Consider the following 15,934-nt stretch of genomic DNA (forward strand, 5'->3'; position numbering starts at 1 on the left):
GGCAGCGCCAATGAAATGGAGATTTATCGGATCTGTGGGTTTGGCTTTAAGCTTTGTTATGGCCTTAACGGCTTGCGGAAGTGAGCAGAGCAGTTCTTCTTCTGGTCAGGGCAGTTATAAAGAAATGAAGACCATGGTTATTGATATATTAAAAAGTGAAGATGGAAAAAAAGCAGTTGAGGAATCATTATCAAATTCCAGTTCTGGAGGCACCAGCGGAATGAGTATGAAAATGATGCCACTTCAAACAACAGAGGATATAAAAACCGCTGTTAAAGATACCCTCACTGCACCGGAATATCAAAAGGAAATCGAAAAAATTATGACTGATCCCAAGTTTGCAGGCGATTTTGCTAAAGCCATTCAATCACAAAGCAAAGAATTGCACCTGCAACTAATTAAAGATCCCACCTATCAAAAATCCGTCGAGGAAATCATGAAGTCTCCAGAAATGATGACCATGTTTCTTAATCTCACCAAAACACCTGACTACCGAAAGCAATCCATGAAGACCATCCAGGAATCTATGCAGACTCCATTATTCCGGATGGAGGTATTGAATTTACTTAAAAAGGTCGTTCAGGACGAGCTCGAACCGAAGGAACAGAAAAAGGGCGGCGAAAGCGGCGATAAACAGGAAGGCAGCGGCAGCGGTGGTGAAAGTGGCAGCGGTAGCGGCGATGATTCAAGCACATAACCAAAAAGAGGCCTTATCCCACCTAACAAAGTGGGACGGCCTCTTTTTATGCACAATAATTAGTGCTCATATTTCGCAATCAGCTTATCGGCGATATCAGCAAACAACAACGCAGTAGCTGTGTCTTCCTTGTATACGGAAGGTGAGAAATCCGGTTCAGAAATATGGTTGTCCGGTGCGCCCAATGGAACTTGTGCAAGCAGCTCGGTATGGAGTGTCTCCGCAAGCCGAGCGCCTCCGCCTCTGCCAAAAATATAATCTTTTTTACCGCAGTCTTTACACTCATAATAAGCCATGTTCTCAATGACCCCAATAATCTCATGTTCTGTCTGCAGAGCCATAGAGCCCGCTCTAGCCGCCACAAACGCTGCGGTAGCATGAGGGGTAGTAACAATAATCTCTTTGCTGTGAGGAAGCATCTGATGTACGTCAAGCGCCACATCACCTGTACCTGGAGGAAGATCAAGCAGCATATAATCAAGTTCTCCCCAGCCCACATCACCGAAGAATTGGCGCAGCATTTTGCCAAGCATAGGTCCCCGCCAAATTACCGGACTATTCTCACGGATAAAGAAGCCCATAGACATGACCTTCACTCCGAAACGTTCCACAGGAATAATGATTCCCTCTTCTACAACGGGTCCCTCTTCGATTCCCATCATATCAGGGATGCTAAACCCATAAATGTCCGCATCAATCAATCCAACCTTTTTACCTTTTCTAGCCAAAGCTACTGCCAAATTCACAGTAACTGTAGACTTTCCAACACCGCCTTTACCACTGGCAATGGCGATAAAGTTAACACCAGAGTTCTCATTGATTAATTCATGATCGTCAAGGCCAGCTGCATGTCCCTTAAGTTTCCCCGGTTCATCAACCAACGGCTCTTCCCCGGCACTCTCTCCGCGAAGCAGAGCACGTTCATAATCGGTTGCATCACGCAGCCGGATATGCACATTAGTGACTCCACCCGCTTCAAGCAACTCACGAACCCGTTGTTCTAGATCCATGCGACTTTGCTCTTCAGGATCCAGACATACGATTGATAAAGATATACGATCTTCTTTAATCATAATGTCACGGATCAGCTGTAGTTCCACAAGGCTTTTTCCGGTTTCCGGGTCTGTTATTGACTGCAGTATTTCCTGGATATGTTCCCTAGTCAGCATGGAAAGCACCTCTGTTTCCTTTCCGGAGGAGAATTCTTCCGGAGTTTTTGTCTATTATAGCATTACCCATCTCCTGATGAGTAGTCCCGGCTACTCGGAAGCATAACGAAGAATGCCACGATATATGCTAGTCGCTACCTTGCGTTGATAAACATCATCTCCGAGTAGAACTGATTCCTGAGGGTGCGACAAAAAACCGACCTCTACAAGGATCGCAGGTATTTTTAATGCTTTTAGTAGATAAACAGTATTTACAGTCTTAGCTACACGATCAGTATTCTCCAGTGTAGTCTTCAGCTCACTCTGTACAAACTCTGCGATAGCTTTATTATCCTTGTGATTGGGATAGTAAAAGGTCTGCGCCCCGCTCCATCGGTTCGAAGGCACACTGTTCATGTGAACGCTTATAAAAAGATCTGCGCCCTTCTCTTCAATACTTCTTACTCTTTGCTTAAGATCTTCAGTCTTGCGCTTAGAATAGCCCTTAGTGCCCTCCTGAGCCAAATCATAATCCCCTTCACGGGTCATTACAACAATAGCCCCTGCCTGTTGCAGGTAATCACGTAAATAAAGAGAGACCGCAAGATTAATGTCTTTCTCAATTAGCCCTTCCCGGCTAACTGCCCCTCCATCTGCTCCCCCATGTCCAGCGTCGATAGCGATCACTTTACCAGACAAAGGCAGACTCCAATAATTTAACGTTTTGGCAGTAGGCATGTCATACGCTATAATGCCGATCATTATAGCCAGCAGTGTCGCGCCCAGCATACATTTTTTGATACTGCTCCATGAGATCCAGACCGAGACTTTACTGTGTTTTCGGCCAGACATAACAAAGACCCCCTCGTCCCGATAGATAATACTCATCTATATGGGACAAGAAGGCCAAATAGTACTAGCTAACGATGATTAAGCTGTTACTTCTTGAGTCATGCCTTCAATTAGAATCTGCGCAACCTCAGGTCGCGTAAATTCAGGAGGCGGACATTGACCCTCCCGAAGCAAAGCCCGTACCTTTGTACCCGACAAAGTCATATGATCGTCGCCAGGATGTGGGCAGGTTTTACTGGAAGCCATATTTCCGCATTTTTTACAGAAGAAGCTGTGTTCAAAAAATAATGGAGTAATATCAAGTTCCTCAGCGGTGAAATTCGCAAAAATTTCTTGCGCTTCATAAGTTCCGTAGTAATCACCTACGCCCGCATGGTCACGTCCGACAATAAAATGGGTGCAGCCGTAATTTTTGCGAACCATAGCATGAAAAATCGCTTCTCTCGGACCAGCATAACGCATGGCCGCCGGGAAAACACCTAGAAAGGTACGATCCTCAGGATAATAATTCTCCAAAAGCGCCAGGTAGCTCTTCATTCGTACATTTGCCGGTACATCATCAGACTTCGTCTCACCCACTAGCGGGTTTAAGAACAGAGCGTCTACAACCTCCATAGCGCATTTTTGAATATATTCATGTGCACGATGAACTGGGTTACGCGTCTGGAAGCCTACAACTGTTCTCCAGCTCTTGTCTGCAAATATCTTACGTGTAGCTGAAGGGTCAAAATAAAATTCTCCGAACTTTTCTGGCTGTGGTCTATTCAGCACTGTAATTGGTCCTCCTACATAGATAGCCGGGCGGGCCAACAGCTTACTTACTCCTGGATGTTCAGGGTCTGTTGTTTTGAATACATTTTGCGCTTCAAGGTTTTGATCAACCGTATAAATACTCTCAATATCCAATAAACCGTAGATCTCGCCATCCTCTTCACCGATTAGAGATACCTTGTCTCCAATAGCTAAACCAGAGGCCACATCCTCTTCTACAGCAAGTGTTATTGGAATGCTCCACACTGTGCCATCTGCTAAACGCATGTTTTTGACTACGGAGTGATAATCTTGTTCATTCAAAAATCCAGTCAGTGGAGAAAATGCACCTACCGCAATTAAATCCAAATCAGATAAAGTCCAGGTGTTCACGGCAATCGCCTTATAATCACGTGCAAGCTGCAGTAATTCTTCTCTTTCTGTACCCTCTACTACACGGTTAACTAATGTTCCGCCATGCGGACGTATTGAAGTCATTATCGTCTCTCCTTCTGTGTTCTCACGGGGATAGGTCCTACTTGTGTAATCCGCACTCAGTCTTCTCTGATCCAGCCCAACGTCCAGCACGCGGATCTTCACCAGGCATAACCTGACGTGTACATTGCTCACAGCCGATACTTGGATAGTTACGGTCATGTAGAGGGTTATAAATTACATCATTTTCACGAATATAGTTCCATACATCTTCGGTTGTCCAATCCGCAATTGGATTAAACTTAACCAAACCAAATTTATAATCATACTCAACCTTTTTGGCATTAGCACGGGTAGGCGCTTGGTCACGACGAATGCCTGTAATCCAAGCTTCATATTGAGATAGGATACGAGTCAGCGGCTCTACTTTACGAATCCCACAGCATTGGTTAGGATCTACTGTCCATAACGCATCACCGTGTTGAAGTGCTTGCTCCTGCGGAGTGATTTGTGGAGACACTCGTACGAACTCCAGCCCGTATTTATCTGCCATCAAATCTCGGGTCTCATAGGTTTCCTTAAAATGATAATCTGTATCGAGATAAAAGACGTCTGTAGACGGACTAACTTTGTGAAGCATATCAACTAGCACTACATCTTCGGCACCAAAGCTGCAGGCAAAAGTAATGTTAGGAAATGTTTCTACAGCCCAGCGGATAATTTCCTCGGGTGAAGCAGTTTCTAATTCTTCGGCCTTAACTTTGATTAAATCTTCTTTCTCGAGCAGGTTCATTAAGGTATTCCTCCATCCAAAATATTAATCGTATGAATAAATGAGGTAAAAGAAGTAATAAAACCAACTAATTCTATATGAAATAGTATATAACTTTTACTGAGGAAGTCAATGCGTTTCAACCGTTAGAATTAGTAAATAGATGCAAAAAAAGCCCATTTCTTGTGGAAAGGGGCTAAACAACAAAAACCCTTAACCATAAAGGTTAAAGGTTTCTTATGTGCTTTTTTATCTCCCGTATTTTTCTAAGGCTTCTTTAAATATAGTATTTAACGCTTCAGGATACTCACCATAGATTTCTAAATCTTGAGAAGACTCTTCCTCAGACTGTTCCAATATCTTATTCACTTTTGGTTCACTCAAAGGAATTTTACCGTAGTAAACTCCTTTAACAAAATAAACATTAGGATCGGTTAAACTTTTATCTAAGAATAATAAATACTCTTCATTTTCATTCATTAACTGATAACCTTCAATTCCATAGATAAATGTTCCATCTTCTGTTGTTTCGATAGCTCCATTTTCTTGCACTGTAACTTCAGAGCCCTCTACAATATCTTGATTATCAGATTTGAAAATCTGATTAATCTTTATTGCAGATTGCGTATGATAATCAATCGTTTCATCAAATTCATTTTTATCGATAAATGTATTTATGACTTTAGCTTTTGTGCCTTTCAGTATCAATTCAGCCGTGTTGTCTAGCTCATTAAAATCACGATAACCAATAACTTTTGCTTCAGAACTGATAAATGCAGGAAAATTATCTCCCTTTACAGCTTTGTTATTGTTAATGAATCCTGCAGCACCGACAACCAATACGAAAGCCAACACACCTATTGAAAGAAACTTATTTTGTTTTTTCATATATTGACCCCCTTAATCAAATTGGTAAATATGCGCTATACCATCTTTATCATCTTGTACTGGGTAAGTTCCATATAACCAAGCTGGTCCAGAAAGCATAATGGACGGAACTGTATCTTCATGAGTTAAGCCTAGTACATGTCCCATTTCATGAGCAGTGGTTTCTTTTTGTCTATTTCCATCTACTGTCTTGAATCTTACCGTGTTAATTCTAACGATTGATGTAGAGGTTAGTGTACCTGAAGTAGAGGTTTGCGCATAAAATTGTCCAAGATCATTTGTTTCTGACGAAGCGTACCACTTTACGTCAGCAGCAGAGGCTGAAGTTGTTGAAGTAACGTTAATAGACAGTCTACCAGCAGTAAGACCATTCCACGCTGTACTTCCATGTATGGCAGCGGCATTGTAGCCAATTGATGATATAGAGGCATCAAGCCAATATTTAACTTGGTTAGGTCTATCCACTCTGTTTCCGCGAAGTACATAAGCATCTACCTGTGAGATAAAAATCGAAGCAACAACCATTAGAACGATTGAGGACAAAATAAATTTCCTCTTACTCAAAGAACTCTCAATTTCCATAAATTCAACTCCTCCTTTATAACCTTAAACGCCTATAATTGGAAAAAGTTTCTATGATTAAATAAAAAAATATTAATAAAAAAACCTATTCTCGAAAGAAATAGGTTTTTTTGGAACACAGTTCTAAATATAATTCTGTTCTGATATAAAAAAATAAAACCCTTGGCCATATGGCCAAGGGTTGAATTCTGTAGATATTAACGTTTCGAGAACTGAGGCGCACGACGTGCAGCCTTCAAGCCGTATTTCTTACGTTCCTTCATACGTGGGTCACGAGTCAGGAAGCCGGCTTTCTTCAATGCACCGCGATATTCAGGGTCAACTTTAAGCAATGCACGGGAGATACCGTGACGAATTGCTCCAGCTTGACCGGAAATGCCGCCACCATGTGCAAGAACGATTACATCGTAGTTGCCCAGTGTTTCAGTCAGGTTCAAAGGTTGTTTTACGATCATTTTCAGTGTTTCCACACCGAAATATTCGTCCATCTCACGTTTGTTAATGACAATGCGTCCTTCACCCGGTACAAGGCGAACACGTGCTACCGAATGTTTACGACGACCTGTCCCATAGTATTGTACTTGTGCCATGAAACTGTCCTCCTCTATTCTTATCCGCGAAGTTCGTAAACTTCAGGTTTTTGTGCTGCATGTGGATGCTCGGCGCCTGCATATACTTTCAATCTCAGCTTCATGTGGTCCCCTTGACGAGTCTTAGGAATCATACCATGAACCGCGAATTCAATTACGCGTTCTGGTTTAGTATTCAGCAGAGTTTCAGCATTAGTAACTTTCAAACCACCTGGGTGCATCGAGTGACGGTAGTATTTTTTGTTTTGCAATTTCTTACCGGTCAAGTGAATTTTCTCAGCGTTGATTACGATAACGAAATCTCCTGTATCAACGTGTGGAGTGAATTGCGGTTTGTGTTTGCCACGGATCAAAGCAGCGGCTTCGCTGGCCAAACGACCGAGTGTTTTGCCTTCGGCATCAATAATGTGCCAATTGCGTTCAACTTCGTTCGGCTTCGCCATATAGGTGGTACGCATGAATGTTTCCTCCTTGTTCTCGTACGAAAATCTTCTGTTTCGTATATCTTGTTTCTCATTGAATTACGATTATGTGAGTTAAGCAAAGCATTTTTTTGGCATTTTCTCGATCGGGGCTGTGGGATAGCCATCAAGAAAACACAACTTTTATATTACAGTATAAACATAACAAGTGCAAGTGATTTTTAAACATTTAGCCTATTAATCAGGAAGAAATTTATAGAAAAAACTATTCACTTTCAATCTCGTCATATTCAACACTCCACAAAGCTAACCCCATGGCCACAGCTGTTGGACCAGCATGTGATCGATCACATGCTGCCAATATTTCAGCAACCTTATCAGCAGGTATTTTACCTTCCCCCACATGGATCAAAGTCCCCATAATAATGCGAACCATGTGCTGAAGAAATCCACTACCCGTTATATAAGTATGGATAACTCCTTGATCTGATGAAGAGGGTCGGCACATACTGCGGTCTACTTCCATATGAGCTTCAAAGATCGTTCGTACATGAGAAGTCTTCGTAGACCGTCGTGATGCAAACGAAGTGAAGTCATGTGTCCCTATAATTTGCGTTAAGCCTTGCTGCATCGCAGGAATATCCAACTTCACTGGATGGTGAAGCTGCCAGCGCCGCTGAAACGGATCTGGAAACCTGTTGCCATTGATCGTGTATCGGTAAGTTTTACGCTTAGCCCCTCTACGAGAGTGAAACGTTAGCGGAACTTCCCTAGCCTCTGTAACCACGATGTCTTGTGGCAGCCGGGCATTAAGCGCTAGACACCAACGTTCAGTTGGGATTCGAGAGGAGGTTGTAAAGTTAAAAGGCTGGCCATAGGCATGTACTCCGGCATCTGTGCGGCCTGAAGCAGTAATCTTAAGCTTCTCACCTGTCAGATGGAGTATGGCTTGCTCCAGCCGATCCTGAATCGTATTGCCCTGAGGCTGGGTCTGAAAGCCATCATAATTCGTTCCGTCATAATTGACCTTCATCAATAGATTACGCATTCCGTTCTCCTTTTTAAACCGGTCAGCAGAACGTCGATCGAAGCACTGTCTGATCTTCTATTTGAAGAAATGGCTTCGCCGTCCCTAGAAGGACGGCATCCATTTTTCATATATAGAACTACAAGTCCTATAGGATCCTTAATTTCAAAAAAAAGAGCCCCTGCGGGAGCTCCTTCAATTGAACCAAGGTGATTCCCACGGTTATTAGTACAGCAGAGTCTTGCGCCTCTGCAGCACAATAACGCTGATATTTCCCCCATCTTTACTCCAAAGAGGGCTGGATGAAAGGGAAGCATCGGAAATCAATACTTGTGATACTACGCGCGGTCTACCAATTCAAGATAAACCATAGGCGCAGCGTCGCCACGACGAGGTCCTAGTTTAAGGATACGAGTGTATCCACCTGGACGCTCAGTGTAACGAGGAGCAATGTCAGAGAACAATTTTTGAATTGCATCTTGTTCACCATCAACAGTCTCGCGGCGAACAAATGCAGCTACTTGACGACGAGCATGAAGATCACCTTTTTTAGCTTTAGTGATCAGCTTTTCAGCGATAGAACGAACTTCTTTCGCTTTAGCTTCCGTTGTTTGGATGCGCTCGTATAAAAACAGATCCGTTACCATGTCGCGAAATAACGCTTTACGCGCACTGGAATCACGGCCCAATTTTTGGTATGCCATTGTGTTTTCCCTCCTTTACTAAAGCAATCTGCAGCTATTCTTCTGTGCGGAGACCCAAACCAAGTTCCTCAAGCTTTTCCTGAACTTCTTCCAAAGATTTGCGACCAAGGTTACGCACCTTCATCATATCTTCTTCAGTCTTCGTGGTAAGCTCTTGTACGGTATTAATACCAGCACGTTTGAGGCAGTTGTAGGAACGAACAGAAAGATCAAGCTCTTCGATTGTCATCTCAAGTACTTTTTCTTTTTTGTCTTCTTCTTTTTCAACCATAATTTCGGCGTCTTTCGCTTCGTCCGTAAGACCTACGAACAGAACGAGGTGCTCGTTCAAAATTTTGGCTCCGAGGCTTACAGCCTCTTCCGGTCTGATACTTCCATCCGTCCAAATTTCAAGCGTCAATTTGTCGTAGTTAGTCACTTGACCAACACGTGTATTGTCTATGCCGTAGTTAACGCGTGAAATTGGAGTGTAGATGGAGTCAACTGGAATAACACCAATTGGCTGATCGTCACGTTTGTTCCGGTCCGCTTGGACATAGCCGCGACCACGGCCTGCAAAAATACGCATATGAAGTCTCGCACCAGGTCCCAGCGTTGCAATGTGAAGATCCGGATTGAGGATCTCAACATCGCTGTCCGCACGGATATCACCTGCGGTAACGATGCCTTCCCCTTCAGCATCAATCTCGAACACTTTTTCCTCGTCTGAATGAATCTTCAGAGACAAGGCTTTAAGGTTCAGAATGATTTCCGTCACATCTTCCATTACGCCTGGAACGGTCGAGAACTCATGCAGAACGCCGTCAATTTGGACCGAAGTCACTGCGGCTCCTGGAAGCGAAGAAAGCAATATCCGGCGAAGCGAGTTCCCCAGAGTCGTGCCATACCCACGTTCCAGCGGTTCAACTACGAATTTCCCATAGGTACCTTCATCATTAGCTTCTACGGTCTCAATCTTCGGCTTTTCGATTTCTATCACGAGTTTACCCCTCCTTCAACGTCGCTCCTATATGAAACTGTCACCCCATCAGGTGCATCATGTAGTATGCCTAAACACCTATTATTAGCAGATGCGTCAGAATTATACCACATTCACAATACTGATTTCACTATACGCGACGACGCTTAGGCGGACGGCATCCATTGTGAGGAACCGGAGTTACGTCTTTAATAAGGTTAACTTCAAGCCCTGCAGCTTGAAGGGAACGGATGGCTGCTTCGCGGCCCGCGCCCGGTCCTTTAACCATAACCTCAACCGACTTCATGCCGTGCTCCATAGCTGCTTTAGCTGCTGATTCAGCTGCCATTTGCGCTGCGAATGGAGTGGACTTACGGGAACCTTTAAATCCTTGGCCGCCGGAGCTTGCCCAGGAAATTGCATTTCCGTGAGGATCCGTGATGGTAACGATGGTGTTGTTGAACGTGGAACGAATATGTGCCACGCCGGATTCGATATTTTTACGGTCGCGACGTTTGGTACGTACGACTTTTTTCGGTTTAGCCATTGTCTCTTATCCCCCCTTATTATTTCTTTTTGTTTGCTACCGTACGACGCGGGCCTTTCCGGGTACGGGCATTCGTTTTAGTACGTTGACCGCGAACAGGCAATCCACGACGGTGGCGAACACCGCGGTAACAGCCGATCTCAGTAAGACGTTTAATATTTAAGGAAATTTCACGACGCAGGTCACCTTCAACCTTAACCGTTTTGTCGATCGTTTCACGCAGTTTGCTGACTTCATCTTCCGTCAAATCACGGACACGTGTATTAGCGCTAATGCCTGTTTCATTAAGAATTTTCTGAGAAGTCGTTTTACCGATTCCGAAAATATAAGTCAAGGCGATCTCAACGCGTTTGTCACGTGGCAAATCCACTCCAGCTATACGAGCCATTTTACGCTACACCCCCTTCTTAACCTTGTTTTTGTTTGTGTTTCGGATTTTCGCAAATCACCATAACAGTCCCTTTGCGGCGGATTACTTTACATTTCTCGCAAATGGGCTTTACAGAAGGTCTTACCTTCATGTTAATTACCTCCTCAAAGTTTTGCGAAGCAAAACTTTTTTCGTAGTTCCCATCTATTTACGGTAAGTTATACGACCTTTTGATAAATCATAAGGCGATAACTGCACGACCACTTTGTCTCCGGTCAAAATACGGATAAAGTGCATCCGCAATTTACCGGATACATGGGCAAGTATTTGATGACCGTTCTCAAGCTCAACCTTAAACGTTGCGTTTGGCAACGGTTCAAGGACAGTACCTTCTACTTCAATGACATCTTCCTTAGCCACAGTTAGTCTCCTTTCTCATCAGCACTTATTCCGGTGGGTCCAGCATACTTCATGACTGCGAATCGCAGCTTTCCGTTTGTTACCCGCCCAGTTTCCTTCAAACTGTCCACAACCTCACTGCTGATGAAGGGTATGAGCTCAAGATGAAGAATATTCTTCTTCTTTGGCCCATCAAACTTACGTTTGTCTCCATCTGCAATGTATACAAATCTGCTATCAACAACTGCGATAACAACGGCTGCCTCTCCGGCATCTTTGCCTTTGAGAATTCTCACTAATTGACCAACCTGCGGGCTGCTCACAGTATTCAAGAGGAGATCACCTACGCATTCAGTTTTGTGAAAATTTCCATGCCGTCCGGAGTAACTGCTACTGTATGCTCGAAGTGAGCACATAGTGAGCCATCAACCGTAACGACAGTCCAGTTATCTTCCAGTGTTCTGACATGTCTCTTTCCTGCGTTTACCATCGGCTCAATCGCGAGCACCATACCCGGTTTCAGACGTGGTCCGCGGTCCGCTATGCCATAATTCGGAATTTGCGGTTCTTCATGCAGTTTTGCCCCAATACCATGACCAACATACTCACGTACGACTGAGAAACCAGCCTCTTCGATGTATTGCTGAATAGCATGGGAGATTGTAAACAAGCGCACATCCGGCTTAACTAACGCCAGTCCCGCGTACAAGGAGCCTTCCGTAACGTCCAGCAAACGCTGAGCCTCTTCGGAAATGCTGCCCACACCGTAGGTCCAGGCGGAATCACCGTGATAACCGCGGTACTCTGCACCGATATCCAGCGTAACAATATCGCCTTCGATCAGTTTACGTTTACCAGGAAATCCATGCACTAATTGTTCGTTGACTGAAGCGCAAATGCTGGCAGGAAAACCGTTGTAGCCTTTGAAAGACGGCACAGCATCTTGACTGCGAATGTATTGATCGGCGATTCTGTCGAGCTCACCCGTTGTAATGCCAGGCTCAATGGCCTGAGCAATAAGACGGTGACTCTCGGCAACAATTCGACCAGCTTCCCTCATAAAGGCAAGTTCCTGTTCGGATTTACAAATGATCATTACATTAACCCCGCATTAAAGACACGATTTCAGAAGTAACGACATTAATTTCGTTTTCCCCGTTTACCTGACGCAAAAGACCTTTATTATCATAAAACGCAAGCAGCGGCGCTGTTTTATTATCATACTCATCCAGGCGCTTGCCTACACTTTCTTCGTTGTCATCCGGACGTTGATATAATTCACCGCCATCAATGTCGCAAATGCCATCTTGCTTCGGCGGGTTGAAGATTAAATGGTAGGATGCTCCGCAAACGCTGCAGATACGACGTCCAGTAAGACGCGCCATTAGCAATCCACGGTCAACATTCAAGTTGATGACATGATCCAAAGAAGTGTTCAAACGGCTAAGAATATCATCCAGCGCTTCCGCTTGCGAAAGAGTTCTTGGAAAACCATCCAATAGAAATCCTTTTTCGCAATCGGACTGCTGCAACCGTTCTTCGACTATCCCAATGGTCACATCATCTGGTACAAGCAAACCTTGATCTATAAATGATTTGGCCTTCAATCCTACCGGAGTTTCCTGTTTGATTGCCAAACGGAAAGCATCTCCTGTCGAAATATGAGGAATACCAAATTCTTTAACGATTTCTGCCGCTTGTGTTCCCTTGCCTGCCCCAGGAGGGCCCATGAATAAAATGTTCACGATTTCTCTCTCCCCCCAAAAGTTCGCCACCAAGCAAGAAACAGCATAATAGGTGCCGGGAAGAATAAAAACTTAAGCTTCACCGGAACCTATCACCTATTTATTGATGAAGCCTTTGTAATGGCGTTTGATCAATTGGCTCTCGATCTGCTTCATAGTATCCAATGCCACACCGATTACGATCAGCAGTGATGTACCGCCAATACGAACTTCTTTAGGCAATCCAGATAAAGCACCGAAGAACATCGGCAGAACAGAGATCAAAGCTAGGAACAAAGCGCCGGACATAGTCAGACGAGACATTACTCTAGTCAGATATTTCTCTGTAGCTTTACCAGGACGGATACCTGGAATGTAACCACCATTCTTCTTCATGTTATCGGCCATCTGCTGAGGATTCATCTGCACGAACGTATAGAAGAACGTGAACCCGATGATCATCACTACATACAGAAGCATACCAAGTGGAGCATCGGTTGCTAAATACTTAGCAATCCATTGAGCCCAGGCATGTGTTGACCAGAAACTGGAGAGAACAACTGGGAACTGAAGCAATGATACGGCGAAGATTACCGGAATTACACCTGCCGCATTAATTTTCAATGGGATATGTGTATTCTGTCCACCGTACATTTTATTGCCGACTACGCGTTTAGCGTATTGAACAGGAATCTTCCGAATACCTTGCTGTACGAAGATAACTGCTGTAATAATCGCTACAATCACAATCAGCACGATAACGACTTTAAGAATATTCAGGAACACCTGATCCGGCTGAATAAAACTTGAGTTAGCCGTACTTGTGATATATCCCGGAATGGCGGCGACGATTCCCGCAAAAATCAGGATCGAAATCCCGTTCCCGATTCCCTTTTCGGTAATCTGTTCACCAAGCCACATCAAGAAAGAAGTACCCGCCGTCAAGATAATGGCAACCAGCAAGTAATCAGCAAATGTCGCATTCGGCATCATTTGAGTATTATATATCCGGTTAAACCCTATCGACGTAGCAAAACCTTGGATCAGGGCTAATATCACTGTACCGTAACGAGTGATTTGCGCCAATTGTTTTTTCCCGTGCTCCCCTTGTTTAGCCCATTCAGCAAACTTAGGAACAACATCCATCGACAGCAATTGCACGATGATGGATGCTGTAATGTACGGGTAAATACTGATCGCAAATATCGAGAAGTTTTTGAGCGCTCCGCCCGAAAAGGTGTTCAAGAGTCCCATCAAAGCGTCACCGCTCTGATTTGCTGTTTGCAGTACATCTTTGTTCACACCAGGAACCGGAACAAACGAACCGATACGGTAGATAATCAGAATGAACAAGGTAAACAGGATCTTTTTGCGCAAATCTTCAACATGCCAGATATTCTTAAGCGTCTTGAACATTAGATCACCTCGGTTTTACCGCCGGCAGCCTCGATTTTCTCTACCGCAGATTGAGAGAACTTATTTGCTTGTACAGTCAATTTTACGGTCAACTCACCGTTGCCGAGAATCTTGATGCCGCTTTTGGAATTCTTGACAACACCAGTTTCAAGCAACAACTGCGGAGTCACTTCAGTTCCTTCTGCAAAGCTATTCAGATCTTCCAGGTTCACAATCGCATACTCTTTACGGGTAGGATTGACGAAACCACGTTTAGGCAGACGACGATAGAGCGGATTTTGTCCACCCTCGAAGCCCGGACGAACACCACCGCCAGAACGTGAGTTTTGACCTTTGTGACCGCGACCGGAAGTTTTACCATTTCCGCTACTAGGACCACGACCAACGCGATTGCGTTCTTTGCGGGAACCAGGAGCTGGAGCAAGTTCATGTAACTTCATCGTTTGCACCTCCTTATGTTTGTTAATTTATGCGAGGCGTTTAGCCTTCAATTTCAGTTACAGATAGCAAGTGACTCACTTTATTGATCATTCCGCGAATTGCAGGACTGTCATTGTGAACCACTGTCGTGTTGAGTTTACGCAGGCCGAGCGTCTTAACAGTAACACGTTGTGTTTCTGGACGTCCGATTACACTACGTACGAGGGTAATTTGCAATTTTGCCATTGACGTTCCCCTCCTTAACCGCGCAATTCTTCGACAGATTTGCCGCGAAGTTTCGCGACCTCTTCAATGCGTTTCAGACGGGAAAGTCCCTCCAAAGTTGCATTGACCATGTTCATGGAATTCGAAGAACCCAGTGATTTTGTCAAAATGTCGCCAACGCCTGCCAATTCCAATACCGCACGAACTGGACCGCCAGCGATAACGCCAGTACCCTCTGATGCTGGTTTCAACAACACGCGTCCTGCGCCGAAGTGTCCAGTAACGAGATGGGGAATCGAAGTTCCTACGATTGGGATGTGAATCAGGTTTTTCTTGGCGTCTTCAATGCCTTTACGGATGGCATCCGGAACTTCGCCGGCTTTACCGATACCAGCACCGACGTAGCCGTTGCCGTCGCCCACAACAACAAGTGCACTAAAGCTGAAACGGCGTCCGCCTTTTACAACTTTTGCAACACGGTTAATGTGTACAACTCTTTCTGTCAGTTCTAAACTGTTCGGATCTACACGCAAGTCGTTAACCTCCTTTTAAGAATTATTCTAGAATTCAAGACCAGCTTCACGAGCTGCATCAGCCAATGCTTGAATCCGTCCATGGTACAAGTAACCTCCGCGGTCGAATACGACCACTGCATATCCTTTTTCTTTGGCACGCTCAGCGACCAATTGGCCAACTTTCGCTGCAGCTTCAACGCTACCGCCATTACCGATATTAGCGCTCAGATCTTTATCAAGTGTAGAAGCGGATACGATAGTAACCCCTTTAACATCATCGATCAGTTGAGCGTAGATGTGTTTCGAAGAACGGAATACGTTCAAACGTGGACGCTCAGTAGTTCCCTGGATCTTCTTACGAACACGCAGGTGTCTTTTGAGACGAGCCTTGTTTTTATCTTCTTTTGTAATCATGACTTCCCTTTCACTCCCTTCAGTTTGCCGTAAACAGCTTCACTTTAAGATGCACGGGGTATCTTACAATTAAGTTTAA

24 protein-coding genes are annotated in these 15,934 nt (G+C 44.4%); 1 reads left to right on the plus strand and 23 read right to left on the minus strand.

Annotated features, from left to right (window positions below):
* The first annotated feature begins 10 nt into the window (after nucleotides 1–10).
* Entirely contained in the window at nucleotides 11–697 is a 687-nt protein-coding gene (gerD, locus tag NSQ55_RS27230; protein WP_036680627.1) for a spore germination lipoprotein GerD, read from the plus strand.
* 59 nt (nucleotides 698–756) lie between these two features.
* On the opposite strand, the gene NSQ55_RS27235 is transcribed toward gerD, so the two are convergent.
* The 23 genes from NSQ55_RS27235 to rplR form a co-directional block, all read right to left on the minus strand.
* Nucleotides 757–1,866, minus strand: coding sequence for an Mrp/NBP35 family ATP-binding protein (locus tag NSQ55_RS27235; protein ID WP_076130012.1), 1,110 nt, complete (start codon nucleotides 1,864–1,866; stop codon nucleotides 757–759).
* Nucleotides 1,867–1,956: 90 nt separating this feature from the next.
* Nucleotides 1,957–2,697, minus strand: a complete 741-nt coding sequence (gene cwlD, locus NSQ55_RS27240; RefSeq protein WP_038573445.1) for an N-acetylmuramoyl-L-alanine amidase CwlD — start codon at nucleotides 2,695–2,697, stop codon at nucleotides 1,957–1,959.
* 78 nt (nucleotides 2,698–2,775) lie between these two features.
* Nucleotides 2,776–3,945 (minus strand): sulfate adenylyltransferase, encoded by a 1,170-nt coding sequence (gene sat, locus NSQ55_RS27245; protein ID WP_076305238.1) that lies wholly within the window; start codon nucleotides 3,943–3,945, stop codon nucleotides 2,776–2,778.
* 37 nt (nucleotides 3,946–3,982) lie between these two features.
* Nucleotides 3,983–4,675 (minus strand): phosphoadenylyl-sulfate reductase, encoded by a 693-nt coding sequence (locus tag NSQ55_RS27250; protein WP_036680616.1) that lies wholly within the window; start codon nucleotides 4,673–4,675, stop codon nucleotides 3,983–3,985.
* Nucleotides 4,676–4,903: 228 nt separating this feature from the next.
* Complete coding sequence (locus NSQ55_RS27255; RefSeq protein WP_339169958.1) at nucleotides 4,904–5,542, minus strand: hypothetical protein; 639 nt, start codon at nucleotides 5,540–5,542, stop codon at nucleotides 4,904–4,906.
* A 12-nt stretch (nucleotides 5,543–5,554) separates the two neighbouring features.
* Complete coding sequence (locus NSQ55_RS27260) at nucleotides 5,555–6,124, minus strand: matrixin family metalloprotease (protein ID WP_076194820.1); 570 nt, start codon at nucleotides 6,122–6,124, stop codon at nucleotides 5,555–5,557.
* A gap of 197 nt (nucleotides 6,125–6,321) precedes the next feature.
* Nucleotides 6,322–6,714, minus strand: coding sequence for a 30S ribosomal protein S9 (gene rpsI, locus NSQ55_RS27265; protein ID WP_025706574.1), 393 nt, complete (start codon nucleotides 6,712–6,714; stop codon nucleotides 6,322–6,324).
* Nucleotides 6,715–6,734: 20 nt separating this feature from the next.
* Entirely contained in the window at nucleotides 6,735–7,172 is a 438-nt protein-coding gene (gene rplM / locus NSQ55_RS27270; RefSeq protein WP_036680589.1) for a 50S ribosomal protein L13, read from the minus strand.
* Between the two features lie 229 nt (nucleotides 7,173–7,401).
* Complete coding sequence (gene truA, locus NSQ55_RS27275) at nucleotides 7,402–8,184, minus strand: tRNA pseudouridine(38-40) synthase TruA (RefSeq protein WP_036680587.1); 783 nt, start codon at nucleotides 8,182–8,184, stop codon at nucleotides 7,402–7,404.
* 317 nt (nucleotides 8,185–8,501) lie between these two features.
* A complete protein-coding gene (rplQ, locus tag NSQ55_RS27280) occupies nucleotides 8,502–8,867 on the minus strand; it encodes a 50S ribosomal protein L17 (RefSeq protein WP_019908254.1) in 366 nt (121 codons plus the stop codon).
* Between the two features lie 34 nt (nucleotides 8,868–8,901).
* Nucleotides 8,902–9,846: a DNA-directed RNA polymerase subunit alpha gene (locus NSQ55_RS27285; protein ID WP_036680585.1), complete on the minus strand. Its 945-nt coding sequence runs from the start codon at nucleotides 9,844–9,846 to the stop codon at nucleotides 8,902–8,904.
* 130 nt (nucleotides 9,847–9,976) lie between these two features.
* A complete protein-coding gene (gene rpsK, locus NSQ55_RS27290) occupies nucleotides 9,977–10,372 on the minus strand; it encodes a 30S ribosomal protein S11 (protein ID WP_019908251.1) in 396 nt (131 codons plus the stop codon).
* A 19-nt stretch (nucleotides 10,373–10,391) separates the two neighbouring features.
* Nucleotides 10,392–10,760, minus strand: coding sequence for a 30S ribosomal protein S13 (gene rpsM, locus NSQ55_RS27295; RefSeq protein WP_036680583.1), 369 nt, complete (start codon nucleotides 10,758–10,760; stop codon nucleotides 10,392–10,394).
* A gap of 19 nt (nucleotides 10,761–10,779) precedes the next feature.
* On the minus strand, nucleotides 10,780–10,893 hold the full coding sequence (gene rpmJ / locus NSQ55_RS27300; protein WP_003322638.1) for a 50S ribosomal protein L36: 114 nt from the start codon (nucleotides 10,891–10,893) through the stop codon (nucleotides 10,780–10,782).
* Between the two features lie 53 nt (nucleotides 10,894–10,946).
* Nucleotides 10,947–11,162, minus strand: coding sequence for a translation initiation factor IF-1 (infA, locus tag NSQ55_RS27305; protein ID WP_036652996.1), 216 nt, complete (start codon nucleotides 11,160–11,162; stop codon nucleotides 10,947–10,949).
* A 2-nt stretch (nucleotides 11,163–11,164) separates the two neighbouring features.
* Entirely contained in the window at nucleotides 11,165–11,473 is a 309-nt protein-coding gene (locus NSQ55_RS27310; protein ID WP_036680581.1) for a KOW domain-containing RNA-binding protein, read from the minus strand.
* 11 nt (nucleotides 11,474–11,484) lie between these two features.
* The gene (map, locus tag NSQ55_RS27315) at nucleotides 11,485–12,237 is read right to left on the minus strand and encodes a type I methionyl aminopeptidase (RefSeq protein ID WP_038573450.1); all 753 of its coding nucleotides are present in this window, start codon (nucleotides 12,235–12,237) and stop codon (nucleotides 11,485–11,487) included.
* 4 nt (nucleotides 12,238–12,241) lie between these two features.
* Nucleotides 12,242–12,886, minus strand: a complete 645-nt coding sequence (locus NSQ55_RS27320) for an adenylate kinase (protein ID WP_038573451.1) — start codon at nucleotides 12,884–12,886, stop codon at nucleotides 12,242–12,244.
* Nucleotides 12,887–12,982: 96 nt separating this feature from the next.
* Nucleotides 12,983–14,281: a preprotein translocase subunit SecY gene (gene secY / locus NSQ55_RS27325; RefSeq protein ID WP_076130016.1), complete on the minus strand. Its 1,299-nt coding sequence runs from the start codon at nucleotides 14,279–14,281 to the stop codon at nucleotides 12,983–12,985.
* Complete coding sequence (rplO, locus tag NSQ55_RS27330) at nucleotides 14,281–14,721, minus strand: 50S ribosomal protein L15 (RefSeq protein ID WP_036680569.1); 441 nt, start codon at nucleotides 14,719–14,721, stop codon at nucleotides 14,281–14,283. Before rplO ends, secY begins: the two co-directional genes overlap by 1 nt.
* 40 nt (nucleotides 14,722–14,761) lie before the next feature.
* On the minus strand, nucleotides 14,762–14,947 hold the full coding sequence (gene rpmD, locus NSQ55_RS27335) for a 50S ribosomal protein L30 (RefSeq protein ID WP_036680567.1): 186 nt from the start codon (nucleotides 14,945–14,947) through the stop codon (nucleotides 14,762–14,764).
* Between the two features lie 14 nt (nucleotides 14,948–14,961).
* A complete protein-coding gene (gene rpsE, locus NSQ55_RS27340) occupies nucleotides 14,962–15,459 on the minus strand; it encodes a 30S ribosomal protein S5 (RefSeq protein WP_036652980.1) in 498 nt (165 codons plus the stop codon).
* Between the two features lie 27 nt (nucleotides 15,460–15,486).
* Nucleotides 15,487–15,855 (minus strand): 50S ribosomal protein L18, encoded by a 369-nt coding sequence (gene rplR / locus NSQ55_RS27345; protein WP_036680564.1) that lies wholly within the window; start codon nucleotides 15,853–15,855, stop codon nucleotides 15,487–15,489.
* Between the last annotated feature and the right edge of the window lie 79 nt (nucleotides 15,856–15,934).

The sequence above is a fragment of the Paenibacillus sp. FSL H7-0943 genome (assembly GCF_037963265.1).
Classification (GTDB): Bacteria; Bacillota; Bacilli; order Paenibacillales; family Paenibacillaceae; genus Paenibacillus_AQ; species Paenibacillus_AQ odorifer.